The sequence below is a fragment of the Methanimicrococcus hacksteinii genome (genome assembly GCF_032714515.1).
Classification (GTDB): domain Archaea; phylum Halobacteriota; class Methanosarcinia; order Methanosarcinales; family Methanosarcinaceae; genus Methanimicrococcus; species Methanimicrococcus hacksteinii.
This window is the reverse complement of sequence record NZ_JAWDKC010000013.1, coordinates 97,857-124,027: the sequence shown is the minus strand read 5'-3', so window position 1 is coordinate 124,027 and position 26,171 is coordinate 97,857. Positions and strand designations below refer to the sequence as shown.

23 protein-coding genes, 1 tRNA gene and 1 pseudogene are annotated in these 26,171 nt (G+C 43.0%); 8 read left to right on the top strand and 17 right to left on the bottom strand.

The genetic code is table 11. The features are described from left to right. Together MmiAt1_RS04375 and mtbA are read right to left on the bottom strand one after the other, a co-directional pair. Window positions 1-79 (bottom strand): annotated as a pseudogene (locus MmiAt1_RS04375) (IS1595 family transposase); the annotation flags it as partial. Window positions 80-229: 150 nt separating this feature from the next. Beyond that, window positions 230-1,252, bottom strand: a complete 1,023-nt coding sequence (mtbA, locus tag MmiAt1_RS04370; RefSeq protein ID WP_318785680.1) for a methylcobamide:CoM methyltransferase MtbA — start codon at window positions 1,250-1,252, stop codon at window positions 230-232. A 689-nt stretch (window positions 1,253-1,941) separates the two neighbouring features. Here mtbA and MmiAt1_RS04365 point away from each other — a divergent pair. From MmiAt1_RS04365 to speB, 3 genes are all read left to right on the top strand, one after another. Continuing rightward, window positions 1,942-3,579: a methylamine methyltransferase corrinoid protein reductive activase gene (locus tag MmiAt1_RS04365; protein WP_318785679.1), complete on the top strand. Its 1,638-nt coding sequence runs from the start codon at window positions 1,942-1,944 to the stop codon at window positions 3,577-3,579. 210 nt (window positions 3,580-3,789) lie between these two features. Continuing rightward, window positions 3,790-3,951, top strand: coding sequence for a hypothetical protein (locus MmiAt1_RS04360; protein WP_318785678.1), 162 nt, complete (start codon window positions 3,790-3,792; stop codon window positions 3,949-3,951). Window positions 3,952-4,130: 179 nt separating this feature from the next. Further along, window positions 4,131-5,009: an agmatinase gene (gene speB / locus MmiAt1_RS04355; RefSeq protein WP_318785677.1), complete on the top strand. Its 879-nt coding sequence runs from the start codon at window positions 4,131-4,133 to the stop codon at window positions 5,007-5,009. Between the two features lie 184 nt (window positions 5,010-5,193). On the opposite strand, the gene MmiAt1_RS04350 is transcribed toward speB, so the two are convergent. The 4 genes from MmiAt1_RS04350 to MmiAt1_RS04335 all read right to left on the bottom strand — a co-directional run bounded on the left by MmiAt1_RS04350 (window position 5,194) and on the right by MmiAt1_RS04335 (window position 9,273). Next, on the bottom strand, window positions 5,194-5,343 hold the full coding sequence (locus tag MmiAt1_RS04350; RefSeq protein ID WP_318785676.1) for a hypothetical protein: 150 nt from the start codon (window positions 5,341-5,343) through the stop codon (window positions 5,194-5,196). 247 nt (window positions 5,344-5,590) lie between these two features. Next, complete coding sequence (locus tag MmiAt1_RS04345) at window positions 5,591-7,954, bottom strand: hypothetical protein (RefSeq protein WP_318785675.1); 2,364 nt, start codon at window positions 7,952-7,954, stop codon at window positions 5,591-5,593. A 349-nt stretch (window positions 7,955-8,303) separates the two neighbouring features. After that, window positions 8,304-8,714: a hypothetical protein gene (locus tag MmiAt1_RS04340; protein ID WP_318785674.1), complete on the bottom strand. Its 411-nt coding sequence runs from the start codon at window positions 8,712-8,714 to the stop codon at window positions 8,304-8,306. 286 nt (window positions 8,715-9,000) lie between these two features. Then, window positions 9,001-9,273 (bottom strand): stationary phase-response protein, encoded by a 273-nt coding sequence (locus MmiAt1_RS04335; protein WP_318785673.1) that lies wholly within the window; start codon window positions 9,271-9,273, stop codon window positions 9,001-9,003. Between the two features lie 503 nt (window positions 9,274-9,776). Between MmiAt1_RS04335 and MmiAt1_RS04330 the strand changes: the two genes are divergently transcribed. Then, a complete protein-coding gene (locus tag MmiAt1_RS04330) occupies window positions 9,777-10,247 on the top strand; it encodes an Sjogren's syndrome/scleroderma autoantigen 1 family protein (protein WP_318785672.1) in 471 nt (156 codons plus the stop codon). A 79-nt stretch (window positions 10,248-10,326) separates the two neighbouring features. After that, on the top strand, window positions 10,327-11,151 hold the full coding sequence (locus MmiAt1_RS04325) for a hypothetical protein (protein ID WP_318785671.1): 825 nt from the start codon (window positions 10,327-10,329) through the stop codon (window positions 11,149-11,151). A gap of 109 nt (window positions 11,152-11,260) precedes the next feature. Here the strand turns inward: MmiAt1_RS04325 and MmiAt1_RS04320 are convergent, their stop codons facing one another. The 3 genes from MmiAt1_RS04320 to MmiAt1_RS04310 form a co-directional block, all read right to left on the bottom strand. After that, window positions 11,261-13,900 (bottom strand): DEAD/DEAH box helicase, encoded by a 2,640-nt coding sequence (locus tag MmiAt1_RS04320; protein ID WP_318785670.1) that lies wholly within the window; start codon window positions 13,898-13,900, stop codon window positions 11,261-11,263. A gap of 456 nt (window positions 13,901-14,356) precedes the next feature. Then, complete coding sequence (locus MmiAt1_RS04315; RefSeq protein ID WP_318785669.1) at window positions 14,357-14,809, bottom strand: Hsp20/alpha crystallin family protein; 453 nt, start codon at window positions 14,807-14,809, stop codon at window positions 14,357-14,359. Between the two features lie 155 nt (window positions 14,810-14,964). Continuing rightward, window positions 14,965-16,224, bottom strand: coding sequence for a cofactor-independent phosphoglycerate mutase (locus MmiAt1_RS04310; RefSeq protein WP_318785668.1), 1,260 nt, complete (start codon window positions 16,222-16,224; stop codon window positions 14,965-14,967). A 173-nt stretch (window positions 16,225-16,397) separates the two neighbouring features. Here MmiAt1_RS04310 and MmiAt1_RS04305 point away from each other — a divergent pair, with 173 nt between their 5' ends. The 3 genes from MmiAt1_RS04305 to MmiAt1_RS04295 all read left to right on the top strand — a co-directional run bounded on the left by MmiAt1_RS04305 (window position 16,398) and on the right by MmiAt1_RS04295 (window position 19,327). After that, entirely contained in the window at window positions 16,398-17,801 is a 1,404-nt protein-coding gene (locus MmiAt1_RS04305) for an aspartate kinase (RefSeq protein ID WP_318785667.1), read from the top strand. A 96-nt stretch (window positions 17,802-17,897) separates the two neighbouring features. Next, window positions 17,898-18,902 (top strand): phosphoribosylformylglycinamidine cyclo-ligase, encoded by a 1,005-nt coding sequence (purM, locus tag MmiAt1_RS04300; protein WP_318785666.1) that lies wholly within the window; start codon window positions 17,898-17,900, stop codon window positions 18,900-18,902. Window positions 18,903-19,027: 125 nt separating this feature from the next. Beyond that, window positions 19,028-19,327, top strand: coding sequence for a DUF1894 domain-containing protein (locus tag MmiAt1_RS04295; RefSeq protein WP_318785665.1), 300 nt, complete (start codon window positions 19,028-19,030; stop codon window positions 19,325-19,327). Between the two features lie 80 nt (window positions 19,328-19,407). Here the strand turns inward: MmiAt1_RS04295 and MmiAt1_RS04290 are convergent, their stop codons facing one another. The 8 genes from MmiAt1_RS04290 to MmiAt1_RS04255 all read right to left on the bottom strand — a co-directional run bounded on the left by MmiAt1_RS04290 (window position 19,408) and on the right by MmiAt1_RS04255 (window position 25,361). Then, complete coding sequence (locus MmiAt1_RS04290; protein ID WP_318785664.1) at window positions 19,408-19,554, bottom strand: hypothetical protein; 147 nt, start codon at window positions 19,552-19,554, stop codon at window positions 19,408-19,410. A 3-nt stretch (window positions 19,555-19,557) separates the two neighbouring features. Beyond that, the gene (locus MmiAt1_RS04285) at window positions 19,558-20,607 is read right to left on the bottom strand and encodes an SDH family Clp fold serine proteinase (protein WP_318785663.1); all 1,050 of its coding nucleotides are present in this window, start codon (window positions 20,605-20,607) and stop codon (window positions 19,558-19,560) included. Window positions 20,608-21,226: 619 nt separating this feature from the next. After that, window positions 21,227-21,490, bottom strand: a complete 264-nt coding sequence (locus tag MmiAt1_RS04280; RefSeq protein WP_318785662.1) for a hypothetical protein — start codon at window positions 21,488-21,490, stop codon at window positions 21,227-21,229. A gap of 369 nt (window positions 21,491-21,859) precedes the next feature. Beyond that, window positions 21,860-21,932, bottom strand: a tRNA-Gln gene (locus MmiAt1_RS04275). A gap of 172 nt (window positions 21,933-22,104) precedes the next feature. After that, window positions 22,105-22,251, bottom strand: coding sequence for a hypothetical protein (locus tag MmiAt1_RS04270; RefSeq protein ID WP_318785661.1), 147 nt, complete (start codon window positions 22,249-22,251; stop codon window positions 22,105-22,107). 9 nt (window positions 22,252-22,260) lie between these two features. Beyond that, the gene (locus MmiAt1_RS04265) at window positions 22,261-22,551 is read right to left on the bottom strand and encodes a hypothetical protein (protein WP_318785660.1); all 291 of its coding nucleotides are present in this window, start codon (window positions 22,549-22,551) and stop codon (window positions 22,261-22,263) included. A 1-nt stretch (window position 22,552) separates the two neighbouring features. Next, entirely contained in the window at window positions 22,553-23,617 is a 1,065-nt protein-coding gene (locus MmiAt1_RS04260; protein ID WP_420891285.1) for a DMT family transporter, read from the bottom strand. 319 nt (window positions 23,618-23,936) lie between these two features. After that, a complete protein-coding gene (locus MmiAt1_RS04255) occupies window positions 23,937-25,361 on the bottom strand; it encodes an APC family permease (protein ID WP_318785659.1) in 1,425 nt (474 codons plus the stop codon). Window positions 25,362-26,171 lie beyond the last annotated feature (810 nt).

Genomic DNA, 26,171 nt, shown 5'->3' with positions numbered 1-26,171 from the left:
AAACAAAAAGCTTCACAATTTGTCTAAATTTAGCTTCAGAAATTTTAGAACGATTTGCATATTTATTTTTCAATTGCATGAGCATGATTAGAACACCTAATTATTTAGTTGTTCTACTCGTGACCCTTAAACAAAAAGTGAAAAAAAACGAAAAAACAAATTATGAAGAAAATCAGAATGAAAAAATCATTCTGATCTCTGTCAATTATTAAAATGAATCAGATTCAAATTAATATTTGGAAGCCTGTGCGTATTCGACGAGTGCTTTCAAGTTTTCGGTCGGTGTTGCGGAAACAGTACCGCAGCCGATTGTAACGATTTTTGCGCCTCTCTCGTAAACTTTTGCACATTCTTCTTTGATTTCGGCAGGTGTGCCTTTCCACATGAGCTGGACAGGGTCGAGGTTACCGACGATGACAGCTTCCTTTGCGGTTTCTGCTGCTGCTTTAACATCGACTTTCTGGTCAACGCTGATGCCTTCGACACCGGCCTGGTCCATTAAGTAGATGCCTTTTGTTGTGTCACCGCAGATGTGGAGAACAGTCGGGGTGTCCATGGCTTTCATTGCTTCGGCAATCTTCTTGTGGTAGGGGATTGCGAATTTTGCATAGAAGTCGTCGCCGAGAAGCTCGTAGCTGGCTGTCGGGTCGATGATGACCATGCAGCTTGCGCCGGCTTCGACCATTCTCTGTGCGTACTGGACACAGAAGTCTGTGGTCATGTCAATCAACGGCTGGATGACGGGGTCGTCGGTCATGAGGCCCATGAACCAGTTGTCGCCGTTGAGGTGCTGTGCAAGGGAGAAGGGACCGATCATGGAGCCGATAATCGGGATTTCGTCGCCGTATTTTTCTTTGAGAATAGCGATGGACTTGATGATTCTGTCAACACGTGCTGTGCCGCCGAATGCGAAGTCTTTCAAGTTGTCAACGTCTTCAGGTGTTGCTGCGACGTGGCCGACAACGGAAGGCTGCTGCTCGCGTGTGCCTTCTTTGATCTGGCAGCCGAAGAATTCTGCTTCTGCTGTGATGTCGAACGGAACACGAATTGCTTCGTAACCGACAACGGTGTGGCCTGCTTCAGCCAATTTTGCAATTAATTCAGGTTCTTCGTTGGCTTCGGGCCAGAAGGCGCCGCATGCTTCCATCTGTTCGACCGTTGCGGTCTGTGTGAAACAGACAGCGGGCATTCTGTCAACGTCCATTTTCTTTAATGCGCGATATAATCTTTCTTTAGGTGTGTATTCTGTCATAACTTGATCTCCCCCAATTGGTTTTTATCAAATATACATCAATATGGTGTCGTTATTGTGCGTGCACAAAACATTGTGCCGTACACGATTTTCCATCCGGCGAATCAAAAAAACGGAAATTTTTCCGGGCTTTGAAACTGGCGGACAGTGAACCGTTTCGACGATTTAACCGTCAAAATTCATGTGTGCGGTTTATCCGGCATATTTTGCGATTAAATCTGAAGTTTTCAAGTAAAATTGACTTCGCGGAAAAGCGCGCGCCGATTACTCAAAAACCCAATCGAACGGATAAACTTAATTCTAAATAACATTAAAGATTCTTATAATTTATCCTAAATTTCGATGAAAAGGATTTTGAAATCGAGAGGGGACAGCAATATTACAACACCGTTGTAAAAATACAATCGATTTGATTTTTTTAAATGAATTATTTTAGTGATATCCGATAGATTTAAACGAATTCGGGAAGAATCATACCTGTTTGTTTTTTGTTAATTTATTTGTTTAAAACTCTGAAAAACTGCAAAATTTCAAAATTCAAAATTCAAAAATTGCAAAGTTCAAAAATTGAAAAATTCGAATTGAAAAACTCGAAAAACGCAAATTGGAAAAATTGAAAACTGCAAATTAAAAAATTCGAAAAACGCAATTGAAAATTGAAAAAACTGCATCAAGGTGGATGAGAAAGAATGTATGTGATTGCTTTAGACCTCGGAACGAGCGGCTTTCGGGCGCAGCTGATTGATCAAAAAAAGAATGAAACGCTTAAAACGGTCATTACGATAGGACATCCGCTGCCCGGCGGCAATGTGATTGACCATTTGGAATTCGCAATCGTCACCGGCGAAGATGTGGCCAATGAAGTGATGCTCCAGACGGTGAAGAAAATTCTGGAAGCGTTTAATGTCGATTTAAAAGAAATTCAGTATATTTCAATCTGCGGAAACCCGATTCAGCTTTCTTTGTTCCAAAATATTGAAATCCGCGATTTGGCGTATGCCGGGGAGACGAAACAGAAAAAACTCGGCGTTGAGAATGTTCAGCGCGACGCGCGTATTTTTCCGGCGGAGGAATTGTTTGCAGGCATCGTGGATTTGCCGAACTGTCAGATTATTGTTCCGCCCGCAATTAAGCACGAAATCGGCGCGGACGCGCTTGCTATGATGACGGAAACGGACTTTTACACGCAGGAAAAACCGTGTTTGGTGACGGATTACGGTACCAACGCGGAAATGGCGATTAAAGTCGGCGACAAGATTATTACGGCCAGCGCCGCTGCCGGTCCGTCCATTGAGGGACAGGGCATTCCGTGCGGTATGCTGGCAGCGCCGGGCGCCATCAGCGACGTGAATATCGAAGGCGATTATTGGCGTTTGACGGTTTTGGATGACATGATGCAGTCCGGCAAGGGCGATTTGGTCAATCCGGTCACCGGCGAGATCATTGAGAAGGGGGATCTTGAAGCGGTCGGAATCACCGGAACCGGCGTTATTTCCTGTATGTCCGTGATGCTGAAAAGCAAAGTGATGACAACAATTCCGAAACTTCCGAACGGCAAGGTCATTCTCGGCCACGGCATCGAGATTACGGAAAAAGATGTCGTTGAAATCGGAAAAGCAATCGGCGCCATCCGCGCGGCTCAGCTGACTTTGATGGAGGCGGCGGGCCTGGATTACGACCAATTGGAATATGCTTATATTTCAGGCGCGACCGGCACTTATGTGGACGGCAAAAAGGCGGCATATTTGGGATCGGTCCCGAGTTACGCGAAAAACATTATTCAGTTCGGAAACACATCCATCGGCCTGGCCCGAAAACTTGCGATTCATCCGGAACAGTTGGGTGAAATTAAGGAAATGGCAAAAAAGATACAGGCAGACCATTTGATGATGGCCACGTCTCAGACATTCAAGGACATTTATGTCTGCGAACTGTCTTATTGGGAGCAGGGCATGCCGATGGAAATGTATGACGAGATGCTGAGAATGTTCAACCTGCGCCCGTTCCCGCATGACGATCCGAACCCGAATGTCGAGCGCCGCGTTATCCGCGACATTGATGATGTCGGCGAAGAAGGCGTGAAAATGGTCGAGCATATCGGCGTTTTCTTGGAGGCGCCTGCTGTCGGCTGTATTTACTGCCACAAATGCGAAAAGTCATGCCCGGAAAATGCGATTACGGTTCACAAGAGTGAGCCGGACAATTACATTGTGATTGACAGTCAGAAATGCCTGGGATCCAGCTGTAAGCGCTGCATTACAAACTGTCCGAAAAATGCGGTCAATCATTCCATTTTGAAAGTGGTTCATAAAGAAGAACGGATGTAATCAATCTGATTCATCCGATTCATTCTTTTTTTATTTTATTTTTTCAGTTTATTTTTTGTTTTTTCTTCTTTTTATTTTTCTTCTTTTTGTTTTTTCTGTGATTCTTATTGTGTTTTTGTTTTTGCTTTTGTTCTTCTTTTTTGCATTTTTTTCTTTCCCGCCGCCGCTGTCAGCTGCTGCTGCCGTCTGCCGGCCTCCCGCCGCAGGGCATTGGCGTATGCATCTGCTCTTTTTTATCACATCCGCTCGCTCCGCGAGCGTGGGCACAGATTACCTATCGTTTCCGTTTGCGCTGCTGCCTTACCGTTGCCGTTGTCCGGCTGTTTTGCCGATTCCGTTCGCCGCCGCGCGCGAGAGGCGGGATTTTTTTAATATTTTTCAAAACGGGCCCCGATTTTTGGGGGAACGAGAAAAAACCGAACAAATTTTGAAAAACGAATTTTTAAATAGAGAACTTTTCTTTACTCATTTGTTAATGACCCGCTGACCGCGCCGATTGCAAGTATCGGGGATGGCGAGCGGTTTTTGAATATTATGAGGAACAGAAGTAAATGTTTTCACCCGTAACTTTCTTTGACGCGATTTATGATTATGAAGACGCCGAATACGTGATTTTCGGCGCGCCTTTTGACAACACTTCTTCGTTTCGGACCGGCAGCCGCTGGGCGCCGGACAGAATGAGAGAAGCGGCAATTAATTTTGAGACGTACAGCCCGAAATATGATTTGGACATGACGGACATTTTGGTTCATGACGCGGGCAATTCATTTGTTTCCGTCAATATTGACGAAACGCTGGAATGGATTTACGAGGATGCCAAGCAGATTGTGGATGACGGCAAATTCCCGATTATGCTCGGCGGCGAACATTCGCTAACGTATGCGCCGGTGAAAGCCTGCTACGATGCCTGCGATGAAAAGGACGATTTCGCGGTATTGGTGCTTGATGCGCATTTTGATCTTCGGGAAGATTTCCGCGGCCTGAAAAACAATCACGCCTGCGTTTCCCGTCACATTTTGGATGATATTACCAAGAAATACGTTTCTATCGGCATCCGGAGCGGCCCGCGCGAAGAATGGGAATACGCTAAAAACGAAGGCATCAAATTCTATTCCAACGACGATGTTTTCGATATGGGAATTAAAGAAATCATCAAAGAAACGATGGAATATTTAGACAGCGATCACATTTATTTGTCGCTGGATATGGATGCGATTGACCCCGCTTTTTGCCCGGGTCTCGGAACGCCCGAGCCGTTCGGCATGACCGACCGTGAAGTCCGCGAAGTGCTGCGCGCGTTCGCGCCGAAAACAATCGGTTTTGACGTTGTTGAAATTGCCCCGGAATACGATAACGGGCAGTCGGCCATTTTGGCGACAAAATTAATGCGTGAATTTATTTTTGCGCGCGAAGCTTCTAAGAAGAATTAAAATTCGAACCGAAAAACGAAAGAAAATTCAAAAAAACGGAAAACGAAAGAAACTCAAAAAAACAAAAACAAAAGAAACTCAAAAACGGAAAAAGAATTCAGCCGGAAAATGAAATCTGAAAAATCATTTTCCGCTGTGTTTATGAAATTGAAATGAATTTTTAAAAAACGCTTTGGCGATTAAATTACCAAAGGTGATGTTTCTTTTTCTTTCCGTCTTTTTTATCCTTTTTGCCGCATAAACAGCATTTTCCGCCTTTGCGGGAATGTGTCAAAAAAGCAATGACTGCAAGAGGAATTGTAATAATGAGCAAAAGCTCAAGTAATTTTTTCATTTTTGAATCACCTTTTTGGTTTATGAATTGACTGTTGATTTCTCAACGATATAGAATAATTTTCATAACTTCTATAAATAGTATTTTATTTTAATTTTTAATATAATATATTAATAGAAGAATTGGGAATGAAAAAATGAAAACAAAAAATGAACAAAATAAAAAGTGAGAAATGAGAGAAAATAATAAAACCGAAAAAAAGAAAAATTGAAATGAAACTCAAAAAGAGCTCCATTTCTCACGAACTTCATTTATTTTTCCGATACAAATAAACGCCGATACCTGCTGCTGCAATCATAAAAACAATGCCGATAAGAATCCATCCTGTTCTTGACAGTCCTTTTTTCGCATCATTATTTGTATCGCCAGCCTCGGGTTTTTTATCGCCGTCATTATTTGAAACTTGTGAACTATCGGTTCCCTGTTTTTCCGAATTGCCTGAATTTCCCGAACCGACTTCATCGCCTTTGACGGTTTCAACGACTTTTGCGCCGCCTGTTGTGCTACCGCCCTTACTGCCGGAGGCGGAAGTTTCCAAATAAATCGGAATCAACTCTCCGCCTGTCGGATTTTCATAGATATTTTCAACAATATTGACAACTTGTTTCGTTGTACAAGCAATCTCTTCATGTGTTAAAAAAAGCGTTGTTTCGGTTTCACCGTCAGAAGGAAGCCACAACGTCACGGTTCCCTCTTCACAGAACGCAGTTTCCTCAGGCGAAAGAGAAGCACTTAAAGCTGTTAACCGGTCATTTGCATTTTCCCTTGTAATCGCTTGATACAAACTGTTTTCAACCGAAATGCCGACATTTCCCAATTGTTTTTGATTCTTTTCATTCTCCATCACTTTAAAACTGACAGGATAAATCAAATCACCACCGTTGTTTTTAAAAACCGCATTTGCCGTTTCAGGCTGATTCAAAATCAAAATATTGCCGCCGTCGATGAGAATATTTGCATCGCCGGTATTGATATCATCCTTTCCCGGTGCACCGCGTCCGATTCCGCCCGAAACGACAATGATATCTGTTTTTTCTCCTGAAATTTTAACAGAACCGACAGAACCACCGTCACCGCCGTTGACATCATCAGCGCTGTTGCCGCCACCGCCACTGCCGATACCACTGCCATCGCCGCCGACATCATCAATCAAGTCACTCTCGCCGCCGATACCGCCATTGACTGTAATTGTTGCAACATCATTGATTTCAATCGTTTCAACAGAACCGCCGATGCCCCCAATGCCGCCTTTATCGGCTTTGCTGCCGCCGCCACCACCACTGCCGATACCGCTGCCGCCACCGCCAACAACAACACCATCGACACCGCCGACACCGCCTTTGGCTGCAATTGCTGTTGCAGCACCGATTTTAATAATGCCGACAGAACCGCCGTCACCACCACGGTTGGTATTACCACTACCCCCACCGCCACCGATACCGCTGCCGCCGCCGACGCCGCCATTCGCTGTAATTATTACTGCCTCACCGACTATAATAAAATCAACAGAACCGCCACCGCCACCGCCACCGCCACCGGCACTGCCGCCGCCGCCGCCACTGCCGATACCGCTGCCGCCGCCAACGCCGCCATTTGCTGTAATTGTTGAAGCAGCACTGATATCAATAGTATTCACAGAACCACCGACACCACCGTCTTTCTCGTCGTTCCTGCCGCCGCCACCGGTGCCAATACCACTGCCGCCACCACCACCGGCATTATCGGAGCCGCTGACCTCACCATTGCCGCCATTCGCTGTAATTGTTGCAGCAGCACTGATTTCAATAATACCAACAGAACCGCCGGAACCGCCAATGGACTCATAATTTAAACCACCCCCGCCGCTGCCGATACCGCTGCCGCCGCCACCGGCGGAACTGCTGCCGCCATTCGCTGTAATTGTTGCAGCAGCACTGATTTCAATAATATCAACAGACCCGCCGGCGCCGTCAATGTCCTTAGAATAGAAACCACCGCCGCCGATGCCAATGCCGCTGCCGCCACCACCGGCGGAACTGCTGCCACCGTTCGCTGTAATTATCACTGCCTCACTGATTACAATAGAACCAACAGAGCCGCCGATGCCGCCGTTAGCACGACCACCGCCACTGCCGATACCACTGCCGCCACCGCCACCGCCGCCGCCGACGACGCTGTCGCCATTGATGCCATTGCCGCCGGTTGCCGTTAATTTACCATCCCCCGCAATTTCAAGTGAACAGTCTTCTTGAACTTCAAGGCCGGCTTGTCCTGCATAGTTTGCAGCCGTTCCGCCTGTCAAAATATTTTCTCCGGAAAGAATGAGTTTGACGTTCGCGCCGTTTTGTAAAGAAAACGCTGAACGGGTTGTGCTTGTGATTTCTAAATTATTGATTTCGATTGTGACTAAATCAGTATCAAATTCGTCTAAATCGGTTCCGTCAACAACAACTGTATTTGTCATTGATGTTCCGATAATATTAATCGTGCCGCCAATCGGAACCGAGGCGGGAGCATTGCTGCCAACGATTACATTTAAAAAATTAAGAGAATCACCTTTTTTAATCAGAATGTCGCCTTCTGAAATGTCAAACGGATCGTCTGCAGCTGCCGTCCCCGTTAATAAAGTCAATGCAAATAAAACCAGTATGAATCGTGCCGAAATTTGTAAAATTGTTTTTAAATTCATATACCAACATCCTTCTTTTGAATTGTTTTTAATGTTTTAAATTATCAAAAAAATGAAAAGCCAATAAGAAATCAAAATCATTAAAAGTTAAATGACTATTGTCAAGAACTTATTTAAGAATATTTGTTATTAGAAAATACAAAAACACAAACAATGAACAAAAAACGGAACAAAAATAATATAAAAATGAAAACAAAATTAATTGAGATATAAAAAGATTGAATTGAATATTAAATTGAATATCAAACCCGATATTAAATTGGATATCTCAAACATTAAACTGAACGTCAATTTAAATAAACTCGGCTGACTGAATCATATCCGAGAGAAGTTTCAAACTGTCATTGTTTTCCGGGCCGACAAAGATTGTAATGGCCTGATCGCTTCTTTCGTTGTAAATGTCGGCTTCGTATCCGCTTTTCATCGGAAGGGTGCGGACAGCGGTATTTTCACGAAGTTTTTGGATCGGCAGAACCGGACATTCTTTTTTAAGTTCGTTATCGATTTCTTCAAAATTCTGATACGGATCTTTCCGGCAGGTAATTTCCAAGTGAACGGACGTGTTTGAAGAAATAAACGTCCCGCCGATTAATTCAAATTCAACGTTTTCAGGAATGCCGATTATCGCATTGCCGCCGTTTTCACCCGTGAACTGCTTCAGCTTCAAAGTTGTCCGTCGAAATAAATGCTTTTTTAAATTCATGCCAACCACCGTTTTAAACAATTGACTGTTTCAATTGATGCAATCGTGAGAGAATTGCAAGTAAAACTAACGCAGTAAACGTATATAAAAATGATTCAAAAATGAGACTGTCAAAACAAAAAATCAGGAAATCAAAAATTAAGAAAATACCAACAAATGAATGAAAAAAACAAGAAATAAATGAAAAAGAATGAAAAACGAAAATGAAAAGAAAATAACAAAAAAATGAAGAAAATAAAACGAAAATGAAAAGAAAAAAATGAAAAGAAATAAAAAATGACCGGAATTAAGGTTCCGGCGGGATGGTTTCGAGTTTTCCGAGGATGCTCCAGATCAATGTCCCGGTATGCATCGGAAGGTTTGAGTCGTAGCTGACATCGGAAAGTGTTTTTAAAGCGGACGCGGCACGCAGGAAAAGTTCCTGATTTTCGTCTTTGAGGACTTCAATAATTTCCGTCACGGACCGTCTGATATTTCTCGGAACGGACGTATCATTTGCAATTACGTCTAATTCAGCAATGCACTGTTCAATAGTTTTTTGATATTCATCAGCTGCCATATTATCACCTGAAAAAAGAGTCGAATCAACACACCCAAACATTATTCCCTGAAAGATCCAAAAAACAAGAGAGGAGAAAGTCGGAAAACAGAATTTCAAAAATTCCGATTCGGGCTCTTTATATAATTTTGATTAGAAATTTTGATTAATGAAATTATGATTAATTAAATCAAAGTAATTAGCATTAAATTAAAACTTTATCGCTTAATTACTTTATGCATAATATGCATAATGTCAGTCAAACGAAAGTTTAGTACAAACAACTCTCATTTAAATTTATCCTTTGAGAAACCGGAAATTCTTTCGCCCTCAATTTTGACGGCACGCATTAAATAGACGCGGTGCCGTGAGAAAGATTAATTAGAAAAACCGACAATTTCAATAATCATTCAATAAGATTTCAATAAAATTTCAACAGATTTAGATTTCAACAAATTTAAATTTTAACAGTAAATAAATTGGATTTCAATACAAATTAAAAATGAATTGACACAAGTGAAAAAATGGACTCAGACGACAACGTAAAAAAGATTGCCCGTTTCCTTGAAAACGGCGGCACGATGCTTGCCAACCACTGCGACACATGCGGCGCGCCTTTATTCAGATTTAAAGGCGAAATCATCTGCCCGCTTTGCAGCGGCATGGAAACCGACGAAACGCCCGTGCCGATTTCAAAAGACGCGGCGCCCGTATTTTGTTCTCCCGGCGTTCCCGCCAAAAAGGAAAATGCGCCGCAGAAATACAACAAATCAAGCAAAAAGCAAACCGCTTCCGGAACGCCGATTGAAAATTTGAAAAATTATACGATTGAGCCGACCGTCTATTCGGTGGAGGAAGAACAGCTCAGAGAACTAATTCTGTTTAAGCTCACCGCCGTCGCCGAAGACATGCAGAACGAAAACGACCCGCGCCGCGTTTTAGAATATTTGGAAATTATCGAAAAAGGCTTGGATTTAATCGAACGGCTTTATTAAAGCCGTTTTTCTATTTTTCATATATTTTTCATATATTTATTCATATGTTTTTAATTTTTAAAAATGAAGAGAAACATCAATGAACGAACTGCCCGAATGTATCGTTATCGCCGGTCAAATGAGTCATGAGCTGACCGGAAAAACTGTTTCATCCGTCATCGCCGGAAAATCGCCTCACAAATTTGCCTTCTTTTACGGCGATCCGAACAATTATGAAGCTCTGCTGCGCGGAAAAACAATTCAGAAAATCACACCGATTGCCGGATACGTTGAACTTTCATTCGGAAACGAAATCCTGCTTTTCGGAGAAGGCGTAAATATCCGCTGCTTAAAAGAAGAAGATTCAATTCCGGAAAAACATCAGCTTTTGATCGAATTTGACGACAAAACCGCTTTAGTCTGTACCGTTCAAATGTACGGCGGTATGTGGGTTTATAAGAAAGGCGAAAACGATAATCCGTATTATACCGCTGCTGTTGAAAAACCGTCTTCGCTGTCGGGCGCGTTCAGTGAAGAATATTTCAATGAGTTAATCATCGGCAGCAAACAAACCTTGAACTTGAAAGCTTTTTTGGCAACGGAACAAAGAATACCGGGACTCGGAAACGGTGTGCTTCAGGATATTTTGTTCAATGCCAAACTGCATCCGAAACGCAAATTGAATTCCTTATCGGAAGATGAAAAAAAGGAATTATACAAAAGCATAAAGAAAACACTTAAAAAGATGGCAAATGACGGCGGCAGAGATACGGAAAAAGATATTTACGGAAAATCAGGCGGTTATTCGACCATCCTGTCAAACAAAACAGCCGGTAAACCCTGCAAAATTTGCGGCGAAACGATTCTTAAAGAGACGATGATGGGCGGAACTGTATACATTTGCCCGGGCTGCCAAAAATTGTAAAAATCGTAAAGACGAAGATTTCATCAAATATAAATCAGCAAATTTTCAAATCAGCAAATTTTCAAATCATCGAATATTCAAGTCATCGAATATTCAAGTCAATAAACTTTCATTTTTTATATTCCGCTTCCACGACTTCACGAATGCGCTTTGCTGTGACTTTGCCGATGCCTTTGACGCGGCACAGTTCTTCTTCGGATGCGTTGAAAATATTATTGAGCGACCCGAATTCCTGAAGCAGAATCTGAGCGGCATGCGGGCCGACGCCTGAAATGGAAGAGAGAATATATTCCTGCTGCTCATGCGTTGTTTTCGCCGGCTTTTTGCCGTGCGGGTTGACCGTTTTTTTCTCGTTGACCTGTTCCTTTTTGGCCATCATTTTCAGCAGCAATGCCGTTTCTTCTTCGGTTTTGGTGTAAAAAATCGAAACGTTCAAATCAATTTCAATGGAAAGAAGCGCGCCCCGAATGGAATTTTCATTCATCCTGCCGGAAGCCAAATTTTCGTCGCCCTCAATAATCAGAACCGGTTTTTTGTACGTTTTGGAAAGATCGATCAGCTGAGAAAACAAATTGCGTTTGCCGTCGATTAAAGACGCCGAGAAATCGGCGATTGTTTTTCGCTCGATTGCCATGTCGTCGCTGACAACATAATCGGCGACCTCTAATTTCGCGGTTTTGATTTCAATGCCGGCAGCATCCAAACATTTCAAAACCCCGCTTTTGATTTCACGCGTATCGGCCAAAATTTTCAATTTCGGCTCCGAAGAATCTTCACCACTGTCGGAAAGAGAAGCGAAATTTTCGGAAAAGTCATGAGAACGGACAGGAAGAGTGTCAGACAAAGCAAATTTTTGCAAGCTGCTGACATCAACCAGATCAGATAAAGCCGGCTCAGAAACAGAACCGGATTTGGCAGGTGTTGAATCAGATTCAGCTTCGAATCCAATATCAGAGTTAAGATCAGATTCAAACCCGCGTCCGAATCCCGGTTCGGACCCGAGTTCAGATTTATCCATTTTCACAGACATTTCTGCGGATTTGCTTCCTGTAATTTCATTTTCAGATTTTTTGGCTTCATATTTGCTTTTAAATTCTTTTTCAAAATCCAAAAAAGTCTTTTGCGTTTCATTTTGATTTTCGTTCTCGTTTTCATTTCGGTTTGCGGCGCCTTTGGAAAAAGAGCCGGAACTGCTGCCGGAATAATTTCTTTGAAGACTTTTCATTTCCGAAAGCATTCTTTTTTCCTTGTTCTGGCTGCTCCAGCGGTAAGCCTCGTCGCGCGTCCCTTTCGTCACCAGCATAATCACGCGGCCGGTTTGGAAACGCCCGGTTCGGCCTTTACGCTGAATGCTTCTGATTTCAGACGGAACCGGCTCGTAAAACAAAACCATGTCCGTTGACGGAATATCCAATCCTTCTTCGGCAACGGAAGTCGCGATGAGAACGTTGTAAACGCCGGCGCGGAACTGTTCGATGATTTCGGTTTGCTGTTTTTGAGTCAGCCCTTTGTCTTTATTGCGCGACCCCTGCCCGACAAAACGGACGGGACGGACATCCGAAACATCCGACAGCGCTTCTTTGACAATGTTTGCCGTTTCCCTGAAATTGGTAAAAACGATAATTTTCGAATCCGGATAATTTTCAAGCTGTTCGCGGACAATTTTTTGAACCGCGTAGAATTTCGGATGCTCGACGCCGCACTTTTCCGTTAAGTGAAGTGCCTGTCTGAAATAGAGGTCTGCCGCCAGCCGTTTAACCGCTTTGCTGGCATTGGCCGTTCCCGCCTCTTCATCCATTTTTTTCAGATAAGCCAAAAGCGCTTTCGTCCCCTGCGTTTCGGTCAATTCCACAGCGTGCTCGATTTTCATGATTTCGGCCATCACGGAAACCGCCTGATAAACATTCGGGTCAGCCGTTTCGTTTCGCATTTCAGCCGTCAGCGCCGACTGAAGCGCCAGCAAATCCCTTTTCGCCAAAAACTTTTTGTCAAGCGGATAGCCGTATTCGGTCAGTTTGTCCAGCCGCTCGTTTAAGATTTTTTTCAAAGCTTCCCGAATTTCAGCCAACTCCTTCGGAAGTTCCAAAGACATCCATTCCAGTTCTTTCTTGTGAACATACGGTTTGATATCCGCGTCGTCTTCCGTTTTAACGACAACGTTTTCAATAAAAAGAGCGTCGCAGACTTCATCAATCTTTTCCTTTTCACTTCCCGGACTTGCCGTAATCCCGAGAATCAGCGGAAAATCCGCCGTCTGCGCATACTTGTCCGCGATATATGTGTAAGCGTAATTCCCGACCGAGCGGTGCGCTTCGTCAAAAACAATGCAGGAAACATCCTTCAAAGAAAAACGGGAATTAATCAAATCATTTTCAATGACTTGAGGCGTTGCGATAATGAAAGCCGCATCGTCCCACATTTCCTTTCGTTTTTCAGGCGAAATACTTCCCGTAAACGCTTTAACCGACCCCTCCGGAAGTTTCAGAACGCGGGAAAAAAAAGCATAATGCTGTTCGACCAGCGGTTTTGTCGGCGAGAGCAATAAAACTTTGCCGCCAAACTTCTCAAGACGCATCACCATAACAAGAAGCGCGACAACCGTCTTTCCCAATGACGTCGGCAAAACCACAAGAGAATTTTTCATCGTGCATCCGGAAACAATATTGAGCTGATACAAGCGCTGCTCGACGGAATTCTCCAAAATCAGCGGATGTTTGATATATTGCTTGTTTGCGGTCTCTTCCTGCATACCGGTTGTCTCCGAACGGTCATTTTCAGTGTTTTAATGTTTAAGCTCTATGAGATTTTTTCTTATAAATAATCAGCCTGCAAAGTGAAACTATTGAATTATATTGAAATGAATTAGAATTAAAAAATGAAATAAAACCGGAAAATAAAAACAAAAGAAAAATGAAAAAAGAAAATGAAAACAAAAATGAAAAGATGAAAACGAAAACAAAGGATGAAAACAAAAACAAAGATGAAAACAAAAACAAAGATGAAAACAAAAACAAAGATGAAAACGAAAAGACAAAAATAAAAAAGAAAAGATGAAAACAAAAAGACAAAAATAAAAACGAAAAGACGGAAACAAAAAATGAAAATGAGAAGCTGAAAACAAAAATAAAAGAAAACAAAAAAAGAAAAAGAAAAAGAAAAAAGGAAGAAAGAATGAAAAGGGGTGAAGAAATGAAAAGAGAAAAGATTAATCTTCGACTTCAATCGTGTCGACTTTTTTGGGGAGGAAAACGGTCAGAACGCCGTTTGCCAGTTTCGCCGTTGCTTTTTCTTCATCGATCTGAACGGGGATATTGACGGATCCTTCATATTTTCGATAAAATCTTTCGCGGCGGATGTAAATACCTTCTTCGATGTCTTTGAGACACTCGGCGCGCACCGTTAACAGGCGGTCCTGAATTTCAAGCGTCACATCGTCTTTTGTGACACCCGGAAGATCGGCTTTTAAAACGATATCGTTTTTGCGTTCAATCAAGTCCATCAAAGGCGTTTGTTTGAACTCGCCGAAAGCATTTTCTTTACTGTTCTTTCCAAATGAGGTCAGCTTGCTGAAAATCTGATTGACCGAAGATTTCGCCTCGGTTTCGTGTTCAGCCTCACACTCTTTTTCTTTGGATTGTTTTTTCTGAAACGGATTCATTTCCCCTCATCCCTTCTGATTGAATTCAACCGTTTTTGGATTTATTAAACTAAATGAAATAATATTGAAATGAATTGTAGATATATTAATCTATTTCAAAACTTACGCCGATTTGACCGCAATATCTTTTTCACCCGTTTTCATCCATTTCAAATTCAGTCGTCTTGAATCATCAAAGAAACCAATTCGGAGGCATAAACCGTCCCGAAACTTCCGGACTTCACCGATTCCTCGTCAAACACAAAAACGCCGTCGGCGTCCGTTTCACGCGTGTCGTACAAAACAAACGGAATCGGATCACTCGTGTGCGTCTTCAGCGCAACCGGGGTCGGATGATCGGGCATCACCAAAATCCGGCACGGCTCATCCAAAGACTTGGCATATTCCAAAAGCGGCCCGATGATTTTCGAATCCAGGTCAACAACCGCCTGCATTTTCTTTTGATAATCCCCGATGTGACCGCATTCATCCGGCGCTTCGATATGAACAAAAACAAAATCTTTCGACTTCAGCGCTTCAGCGGCAGCATCCGCCTTGCCCTTATAATTCGTGTCCAAAAAGCCGGTCGCGCCTTCGACATCAATCACATCCAAACCCGCGCAGATGCCGATGCCCTTGAGAAGATCAACCGCAGAAATGACCGCGCCCGTTTTGTGATGAAGCTTTTCAAACAATTCAAACTTGGGCGCATTTCCCTGTCCCCAAAGCCAAATGCAGTTCGCCGGAAGTTTGCCTTCCGACACACGCTTTTGGTTAACGGGATGATTTTTAAGAACATCATAAGACGCTGCCGTCATATCCAAATACGTCTGCGCCGCGTCTTCCGAAGCCGGGTCGCCGTTTCCCTTCGGGAAATAATCCGATGCTTTCTGCCCCGTAATGTCATGCGGCGGCGTAAACAAAAGTTCCTTTCCGTAATTGTCCTGCGCGACAAGCAAGTGCCGGTAACTGATTCCCGGATAAAATTTGAAACGGTCATTGCCGAACTTTTCATCAACCGCTTGAATCAATTCCGCCGCTTCTTCCGACGTGATATGCCCGCCGCTGTAATCAACCACATAAGCGTCTTCCAATCGCGGTCCGTCCGCTCCGACCGTGTTGTCCGCGTTTCCGATTGTAATCAGATTCGTTCGAAAAGCCAAGTCGTTTCCCTGAAGCGAAACGCCCATGCTGAGCGCTTCTAAGGGAGAACGCCCCGTATAATAAACAGCGGGGTCGTAGCCGAAAATGGACATGTTGGCCACATCGCTGCCCGGCGGATACCCTTCGGGAACAGTCATTGCAAGGCCTGTCCGGCCGTTTTTTGCCAAATAATCCAGATTCGGCTTTTCAGCCGCCTGCAAAATTGTTTTTCCGCCAAGTTCGGGAATCGGCAAATCAGCCATCCCGTCTCCGATAATGACAATGTATTTCATGAGAATGATGATGCCTTATTGTTATTTTAACTCTCTGATTCCAAAAAGATGAAAACGGGACTTCCTTTTCAGACGAATTTTCCATTTTTCCGTCAGAAGATATTTAAATATCTATTACATTGAAAAAGAATCAAAAAAAGAATTAAAATCCATATGCAACGGAACAGAGAATTATGAAGATTGTGATGAAATTCGGCGGAACTTCCGTCGGCGACGGGAAAAAAATACGCCATGTTGCCGAATTGGCGAAGAGTTATTATGACAAAGGAGACCAGGTCGTTTTGGTGACATCGGCGCTTGCCGGCGTAACGGACAGGCTTTTGGATGTCGGAAATGATGCCTGCGAAAACGGCAAAGTCACCGCCGTGACGGAATTCATTACAGCTTTGAAACAGCAGCATTTTACGGCCGTTGATGAAGCGATTGATGACGAATCTGTGAAAGCCGAAGTCATCGAATTTTTAACAACCCGAATCGACGAACTCGAAAAAGCGCTCGTCGGCATCTGTTACTTGGGAGAGCTGACACTGCGCTCGCGCGACAACATCTCATCCTACGGCGAACGCTTGGCAGCACCGATTGTTTCCGGCGCGCTTCGTTCATCGGGAATCGCTTCCGTTGATTACACCGGCGGCGAAGCCGGCATTATCACAACCGACGTTTTCGGCGGCGCAAAACCGCTTCAGAAATCTTATGCGCTGATTCAGGAAAGATTAACGCCCGGACTTAAAAATTCGGTTCAGGTTGTCACCGGATTCATCGGCGAAAATGAAGACGGAAACATCACGACACTCGGCCGCAGCGGCTCGGATTATACCGCGTCCATCGTCGGCGTCGGTATCAAAGCGGACGAGATTTGGCTCTGGAAAGAAGTGGACGGCATCATGACCGCCAACCCGAAAATCGTTCCGAGTGCCCGCACCATCCATTTTATTTCGTATCAGGAAGCCATGGAACTCTCTTCCCTCGGCGCAGAAGTCCTGCACCCGCGTGCGATTGAGCCCTCCATGATGCACAACATCCCCGTTCGCGTGAAAAGCACGTTCAAGCCGGACTTTGACGGAACGCTCGTCGTGACCGAGAACAAAAAATCCAAGAATGTTGTCAAAGCCGTCAGCATGATCAAAAAAGTCTCGCTGATCAATGTTTCAAGCCCGGAAATGGTCGATTCCGTCGGAAAGCTTGCGGTCATCTTTTCGATTCTTGCAAACAAAGATGTCGGCGTCCGCTTAATCAGTCAGGGATCCGAGTCCAGCATTTCATTTATCGTCAACGATGCGGACCGCTCCAAAACAGTCAAAGCGCTCAAAGCTGAACTCGGCGAAGCTTATACGATTGACTACCGCTCGGACGTGTCCGTTGTCGCGGTCGTCGGTGCCGGCATGGCCGGAACGCCCGGTGTCGCAAAACGTGTGTTCACCGCGCTCGGCAAGGAAAACATCAGCATTATTATGATCAGCCAGGGCTCTTCCGAGTACAACATTTCCTGTGTCGTCAGCAGCGCCGAAGTCAACACCGCCGTTGCCGCTTTACACGCCGAATTTGAGCTGGACAAGCCGGAAAACGGGAAAGAATAAAATAATAATTCGGAAAATAATTCTTAACAATTTCATTCATACATCATTCATTTATTCAATTTATCAAAATTCATGTAATTTAATGAGGCTTACTTTATGACGGGAAAAGAACAATCCACTTACGCGACTTCCGGCGTCGATATTCACCAGGAAGAAGACACCATTAAATCGCTGACAAAAACAATGACCTACAAAAGAGAAGGTTTCGGCGCGCCGTTAACGGATATCGGCCACTATGCCGGTTTGATGGATTTCGGGGAATTCGCAGTCGCCATGACAACCGACGGTGTCGGCTCCAAAGTCTTAATCGCAAACGAAATGGGAAAATGGGACACGGTCGGCATTGACTGTGTCGCAATGAATGTCAATGACTTGCTGGCCATCGGCGCGGAACCCATCGGTTTTGTCGATTATCTCGCGCTTGAAAAGCACAAACCCGGCTTTGCCGAGGAAGTCGGTATCGGCCTTGCCAAAGGCGCCGAGATTTCAAGAATGTCCATTGTCGGCGGCGAAACGGCAACGCTTCCGGATGTCATCAAAGGCTTTGACCTGGCCGGCACCTGCATCGGCGCCGTCAAAAAAGAAGATGTTTTGACGGGCGAAAAAATCAAAGTCGGCGACGTCATCATCGGCCTTAAAAGCAGCGGCATTCACAGCAACGGTTATTCCTTGGTCAGAAAAATCATCAAAGAATCGCCTTACGATTATCAGGATTACTGCCCGTACGACTCCAAGAAAACAATCGGCGACGAACTTTTGATCCCGACGAAAATCTACATGGAAGTTTTAGACGTTCTCAAACAGCACGAAGTTCACGGCCTCGCCCACATTACCGGCAGCGGTCTTTTGAAATTGAGACGCATCACAAATCTCGGTTTTGACTTTGACGACCCGATCGAACCGCCGGAAATTTTCAAATTCCTTCAGCAGCAAGGCAATGTCAGCGACCTTGAAATGTACAAAACATTCAACATGGGCATGGGATTCATCATCATCGTCCCCGAAGAAGTTGCGCCCTACGTGATGGGCCTGACGGGCGGAAAACGTGTCGGAACAATTGTTGAGTCCGGCATCAAAGTGAAAGATTTAGTGATTGAGTGATCTCAATCATTTCATTTTCTTTTAAGTTTTAAATTTTCAATCTTTTTTAAATTCAATTAATTCAAAATTCGATTAATTCAGATTTAATTCTATTTTTTAAAAACAAAATCAATTACGGTGTTTTCATGGTCTGCATTAAAAATATGGAAGTTGTCATCATCGGCAGCGAAATGACGCTTTTCGAATGTGAAGACTTAATCATGGAAAAATCGGATGATGTTTGGCTTGTTCCCGGCGGCTATGAATTGCTCGGAATCATGCTCAAAGGCGCGCGTCCGTTTCCCGTCGGAATTTCGGGAAATTGTTTGTATTTTCAATATGTAAAACCGTGTTTCGGAATTTTTGCGCTGCTGCTTGAAAATTGCAAAGAAATTGAAGCGCTGAAAAAAGATTTTTTGAAAAACGGATTTGAAAAAAAGAAATGATTGGAATTGAATAAAGAAAAAAATGAAATAAAAATAAGGCACGGCCGCTAAAAATGAAACGGCCGGAATCAAAAATCGGTTTACTCGATTCTGTATACCGGAATTTCGGGAACCGGATAATTTGAAACGATTTGTTTACCCCCAATGATTGAAAATTGGCCGGTAGGCATGGTTGTTTCAATCGTAAACGGCCCTTTATAAATGATTTCATAAGTTATATCTTTCATATTTTACGCTCCGTTATAAAACCTGATTTTCCATTCAATATCGGATGACGTGACATTTAAACGAATGTTCAAATCCATCGGGTTTCTGAATGCAAATATTTTGAATATTTCATCGCGGTAACTGCACGCACGTTTCGTTTCTAAAATCGCTCCTAATACTTTAACATCTGTAATTTTATTATTTATTTGTATTGTTCCGCTCGGAGGCGCCGATAACAAGAAAGCGAATTCATCCATTTCTAAAATTTCCGAGATGAAATCGAAATTTTTTTCACATTTCATTTCGTTTGAAATGTCTTCCCAAACATCCCAAATCAATGACTCCAATTCAGAATCCGGCAAAGCAATGTTTAAACCGATTTCTTTGGCTTCTTTTCTGCCGACCGCATACCCGTGATGGAAATAGGATGAGTTTAAGGTCTTTGCAATCGATTGTGCTTTTGACTGATCTTTCATATGCATCATCAGCATTTTTTCACAGAGCGAGACGGACAGTTGATTGCTCCGTTTTGCCGATCCGATCGGCAGAACGCCGACTTCGTCCGATAAATGACCCAATGCCTGAACGACATATTCCTGATCAGTGATTCCGAAATCATTTCGTATAAAATCAATGAAATTCCGAATATCTTCGGACCCGAAATGCAGCCGATTCGGACCGTCCGGCGTTTGTTTATGAGCAATAATTTGAGGATCGACCGGACCTAAATTTGAATAAGGATGCATAATAATTTCATCGGCCCCGAGCGCCAAAAGCGTTGCAGCGCTGTAAGCGACGAAAGGAATCAAAACAGAAATTTCTTCGAATCGTTCTCTTAAAATATTCATAATTCTCCAAGAAGCAATCGGGTCGCCGCCGTTACTGATAATAAGCAAATCCGCTTTATTCTCGGACTCGGGAATCAAGCGGATATGCTTAATAAATTCGGCAATCACGTCGCCGGCCATGTTGGAATTCATACCCGAACGAATGCTTGTCGCATAAACAATCAGCGGGCATTCTCGACGGTTTTCAATCTGAGTGTACAAATTAATTCGATCTGAATAGGACATACATATTCACCAAAATAGACAGAGAAACCAAGAGTTAAAGACTTAATTATATTATTTGAAAAGTGTAAATATGTTCAATATAATTTTAAAAACAATATTAAAAATGAGAATTAAAACAACGATTAAAAAACAATGATAAAAAAACAATGATAAAAAAACAATGATAAAAAAACAATGATAAAAAAACAATGATAAAAAAACGATGATGAAAAAATGATGATGAAAAAAACGATGATTAGAAACAATAATGAAAAAACAATGGTGAAAAAAATAACGATTAAAACAATGATGGGAAAAGCAATTAAACATCAAATGAAAATGAAAAACAAAATAACAAAGAAACAGAAATAACAAACCGATACTGAAAAACAAAATAACAAAGAAACAGAAATAACAAACCGATACTGAAAAACAAAATAACAAAGAAACAGAAATAACAAAGAAACAGAAATAACAAAGAAACAGAAATAACAAAGAAACAGAAATAACAAGCTGATACTGGAAAACAGAAATGAAAAAGAAGCAGAAATGAAAAACAGATATCAAGAAACAAAAATAAAAACAAAAATTCATCCGTAAAAACGGATGAACATTTATTTTTAACATTTAAATTTTAAAATTAAGCTTTTGTGAAAGTGTCGGAAATGTTCAAAAGTCCGGAGCCCAATGTGACCCGAAGAACTTTGCCTTCGAATGCGGCGGAGCCGACTTTAACACCCTGAACATAAAGCGTGTAATCGCCGTCAGTCTTTTCCCAGGTACCTTTGATTTCAAGGCCTAATTTTGCCGTAAAGCTGCCGTCTTTATCAAAAGTTATTGTTGCGCTGGTCTTTTCACCGTTCCATGTTCCGACGATTTTGTCGCCGAGGCAGCCGGAAAACATACAGGCTGCTAAAACAAGGACTAAAACTGATACGAGTAAAGTCTTTTTAATAGTATCCCCTCAATTTTTTTGTTTAAAGATAACTGCCGAATCAATCGAAATTCGACAGGTATTACAAATACCCGAGAGTATAAAAACATATTTCTCGTAACGATTTGAGGAGAATTATATAAAAAATAAACGGAGGCAAGCAGTGAAGCCGAACAAATAAACGGATGCAATGAAAACCAAGCAAAAAAGAAGAAGATCAACAAAAACAACGAAATGAAATCAATAGAACGGAAAACAACAAAACAAAAGCAACAGAGAGAAAAGAACACATTAAAAGCAACAGAAAAGAAAACAACAAAAATGAATGAAATAAAAAAGTAGTCCCGAACGGATTCGAACCGCTGTCACCGGCTCCAAAGGCCGGAATGATTGACCACTACACTACGGGACTGCACGAACACAGGATGAAAGGAAAAGATTACATAAAAAGATTTTGATATGAAAAGACCGATTTTAAAAAATAGAGGAGAGAGAAAAGTTCTCTCTCAAACGGATTCGGCTTCATTCATTAAACAGGATTTATGAACTTCAGCCGACTCTCGGGTTGGTTGTGTGCGTTACATTTAGAATTCTGTAACGAATTTGCGGGCCATGTAAAGAGCGGCGACACTGAGAGCGAGGATGAGGATCATCCAAGTAATATCAGCGGCCGGGACAATGCCTGCCCACATTTCATAATAAGCTTCCATTGCTGCTTCTGTTTGTGCCATATTATCACCTTAGACTTGTGCGCAAGCGCTGTTTGCTTTTTCTCTTCCGAAGTCAGTGATGACATACTTGTGCAGCAAGAAACCTTTCTTGTAGATACCGTCCGTATCCACTTTCTGTTCAATGTCCGCAAGCATGCCGCCGGAAGCCAATTCAATGAGGTCGAAGTTAATCAAATCGCGTTCGTAATTTCCGCTCATGTTGTAGTCCTTGAAAATCGTTTCAACGACTTCATAATTCCAGTGCGGCTGTCCATCCTTGAAGATTTCCAAAAGCCTGATTTTTAAAGGTCTTTCACCCATATTATTCACCTCTCAAACTTTCCATACCGTCCGTACTTTCCGTGAACATAAGCATACTGCCGATGACACAAAGAATACCGCCGATGATAATTGCCCAGCCGGGTGATGTTCCGAAGAACAGGAAAACGAAGATGACGGCACAAAGACCGTACAAGTTTCCGATACCCTGACCGCGGCCGACACCGATGAGCGGGAAAGATTTGTACCAGGTCACATAACAGAAACCGAATGTGATACCGGCAAACATCAAAACGACGATGACAAGCGGATCGAAGACCTGAAGCGCGTATGTAATGACCGGGAAACCGAGGAGCGCAAGGACCGGAATCACAATAATCCACCAGTAACCGGCTTCGGCAATGAAGCGGATGGTGAGCGCAGAGTCGGGTTCTGCCAAGTCCAATCCTTTTCCGGCAACAGCGCCTTCAAGACCCCAGCACAAAGCCGCCATCAAACCGCCGAGGTAACCGAACCACTGAACATTGCCTGTTGCAAGTTCAGAGACGAGACCGCCTGCGTAAATGGAAATACCTCCGGCAACGATAACAATAATGCCGGCTGCAGCGCGCTTAGAGATTTTTTCGCCGTACCACAGGCGTGACACAGTCGCGCCGACGACAGGATACAAGAGACCGGCAACAGCCGAGAAAGCAGCGCCGATGAAACCCATAGCCAAATAAGATCCGAAAACGGCCATCATACCGCAGATACCTGCGAGGAAGAACCATTTGGAACATTTTTTGAAGTCAAGAATTGTTCTTTTCAATTCTTTCAATTTGTGTTTTCCGAGAACGGCATTCCATACAAGCAAAGCAATAACACAAGTTAAAGCATTCAAAGCCGTAATCAAAACAGCGACAATCACCAAAGACATGGAATCGCCGTGTGTTGCCGCAATCGCGACAGACATATCGTCAAACGGGTTTAAGACCCAAATTGCCGTACCCGGCAAGTACCAGATACCCCAAAATACGGCACAGAAAAGCGCCCACATGTAGCCGTACTTAAATTTACGGCTTCTTTCTTTTGCTCTTATTTCATCTAAAGAGACCACATTTTCAACCATAGTATATTTCTCCTGAAATATTTATACGCCCACACACACTTTTAGCGACAGTCCGTTTTCGGACTCTATGGCCACCTTTTGTTTTTCCGTTATTTGCCAAAATTGCGGAATCGCAGACTGCCGAAGAGATCGGCAGACTGCTTTGATTCCTGTGATGAATTTTGTTAATAATTCATTTTGTAAATTAATTTGTAAATTAATTCATTTTTAAATTAATTCATTTTTAAATTAATTCATTTTTAAATTAATTCATTTGTAAATTAATTCATTTGTAAATTAATTCATTTGTAAATTAATTCATGTTAATTTATATGTCAATTTATGCCGATGCCTTGCTCTTTTTCTCTTTCTGAGCCCACCACCAAAGCGGAGCGAACACTGCAAGCACAACGAAACCGAGGAGCGTCGGGCCCCAGCCGGCATCTGTTGCGTTCAAGTAAACGATACCCACCAAGTAGAAGATAAGGTTCAGGAAAGCACAAGCCAATGCAACATATTTCCAGCCTTTGGGCGCCTTGAACGGGCGTTCCAAATCCTTGAATTTCGGGTCTGTGGCTGCTTTGTAGTATGCGAGTAAACTGATACCGTTTGCAAACACATAACCGAGTGCGGATGCTGACAAGATTGCTGCCGGTCCGCTGGATGCTTCCAGGAAGGAGAAGAGCAGAATCAGGAAAATGTTGAAAATCGCAATGATAATCATTGCTCTCATCGGTGTTCCCTTAGAGTTCACTTTTGCCAAGTAAGAGGGAAGGTTTCCTTCAATTGCCATGGAGTGCATAGATCTTGCAGAGCCGTTAAAGGCGGTCTGAATGATCAAAACCATTGCGGCAATAAGCATAACGATCGCAACGATAGCGCCCCAGTCACCGAAGACCATGGCGGCCATCGGAAGAAGCGGAGAAACACGCTGTTCAATAATGCCTTCGACGCCGAGCGTTCCGGTAACGGATGCCTGAACGAAAACGTAAGAGAACAAACAGATTAAACCGCAGATAAAGAGTGCTTTCGGAACATCCGATTTCGGATTTTTATATTCCGGACCGTAAATAGCTGCCGTTTCCCAGGCACAAGCACTCCACTGAGCGGTTGCCATGATACCGAGGAAAATTAAGACATTTGAAAGTCCCCAGTTCCATTCAGTCGGGAACCAGCTTCCGGTAATGTTTTCCATATGGAAATTACCGGTGAAGAACGGCGCGACTGTAATCACGAAGAGCGGAATTAATGAGAAAACGGCTAAGATATAACCGACTGTTGCACCGCTTGAAACACCTCTGGCATTAATCAAGATAAGTGCGGTAAAGATAATAATTCCGGCCGCGATTGAAAGCAAAACGGGCGAGACACCTGCAAATTCGGGAAGGAACATCGGCACGATACCGCTGAGGTAGTCGCCGATTAAAATGGAGTAAATCGCAAGCACGGGATTCCATGCAAACCAATAACTCCAGGCGGAGAAACCGCCGATAAATTTACCTGTTTGTGTTCCTGCGCCGAACACAGCCTGTGCGAAACCCGGCAATCCGGATGCGTTGGGAAATGTTGTTGCCATTTCACCGTATGCCAAGTTTTGGATAAAGCCCTGCAATACTGAGAGACCCCACGCCACAATAGCGAAAGCCCATAAGTAAATCGCAAAGGTACCTATTGACGGTAAAATCAATAAAGGCACACCAAGTGCGATTGCAAGACCCTGTTTCCAGTCAATTGATCTTTGTAATGAAGTACTGTCACTGTCCACAAAACCACCTTTTATGGGTTTATTATAATTACAACAATATCTGACAAACACCTCGATCATCAATATTCATTAACAAATCAATATCACGGTGTTCAAAAATTTTGACATTATGAATCGATTTGAAACTGATTTCATGAAAACGAGAATTATAGAAACGGCGGCGGAAGAAGAGATAACAGAATCCGTAAACCCGGCTGTCGCCTACAGCCTCCGCTCAACCAATCATTTTTGCTTGTCTTTAAACCTCCGTATATTTTGCACGCGTGTTTTGAGGCCCGCATACAAAATCAGGGCGCGAACGCAAAAAATAAAGTTCAAGAGAAAAGATCCCCTGAAAATACCCCCATATCCCTGTGACAATAGCTCGGCAAAGCCGAAAAATCGCAGGCTTTATTTTTTAATTCCCGGAAGAATAATAAAATTACCCTTTCGAAAATTATTCGCGGTGTGTAAATGGTCAAAATCGTATATAGCATAACCGACCACAAGTTTCTCGGAGCCCCGGGAAAATATGCTGTGATGAGAGAAAACGATTGAAAAAAAAGATTATAAAGACATTAGAATAATTGAACATTGTAATAAAATCCGCGAAAAACGGAAAATACAATGCGGATTTGAGAACGAATCGACATCGTTCGAAGTCCTTCATTTTTCGGCGTTCAAAAAAATACGAGCGTTGTTTTTCCTGATTCAACGCAAATAAATTTTTGATGCAATTTATCATCTGTTTTTGAAGCAGAATCTTTGATAATTCTGACCGAAATTTAAGGCATTTTATCCTTTTTTTTGCCGATTTTTCGTTTATTTCTT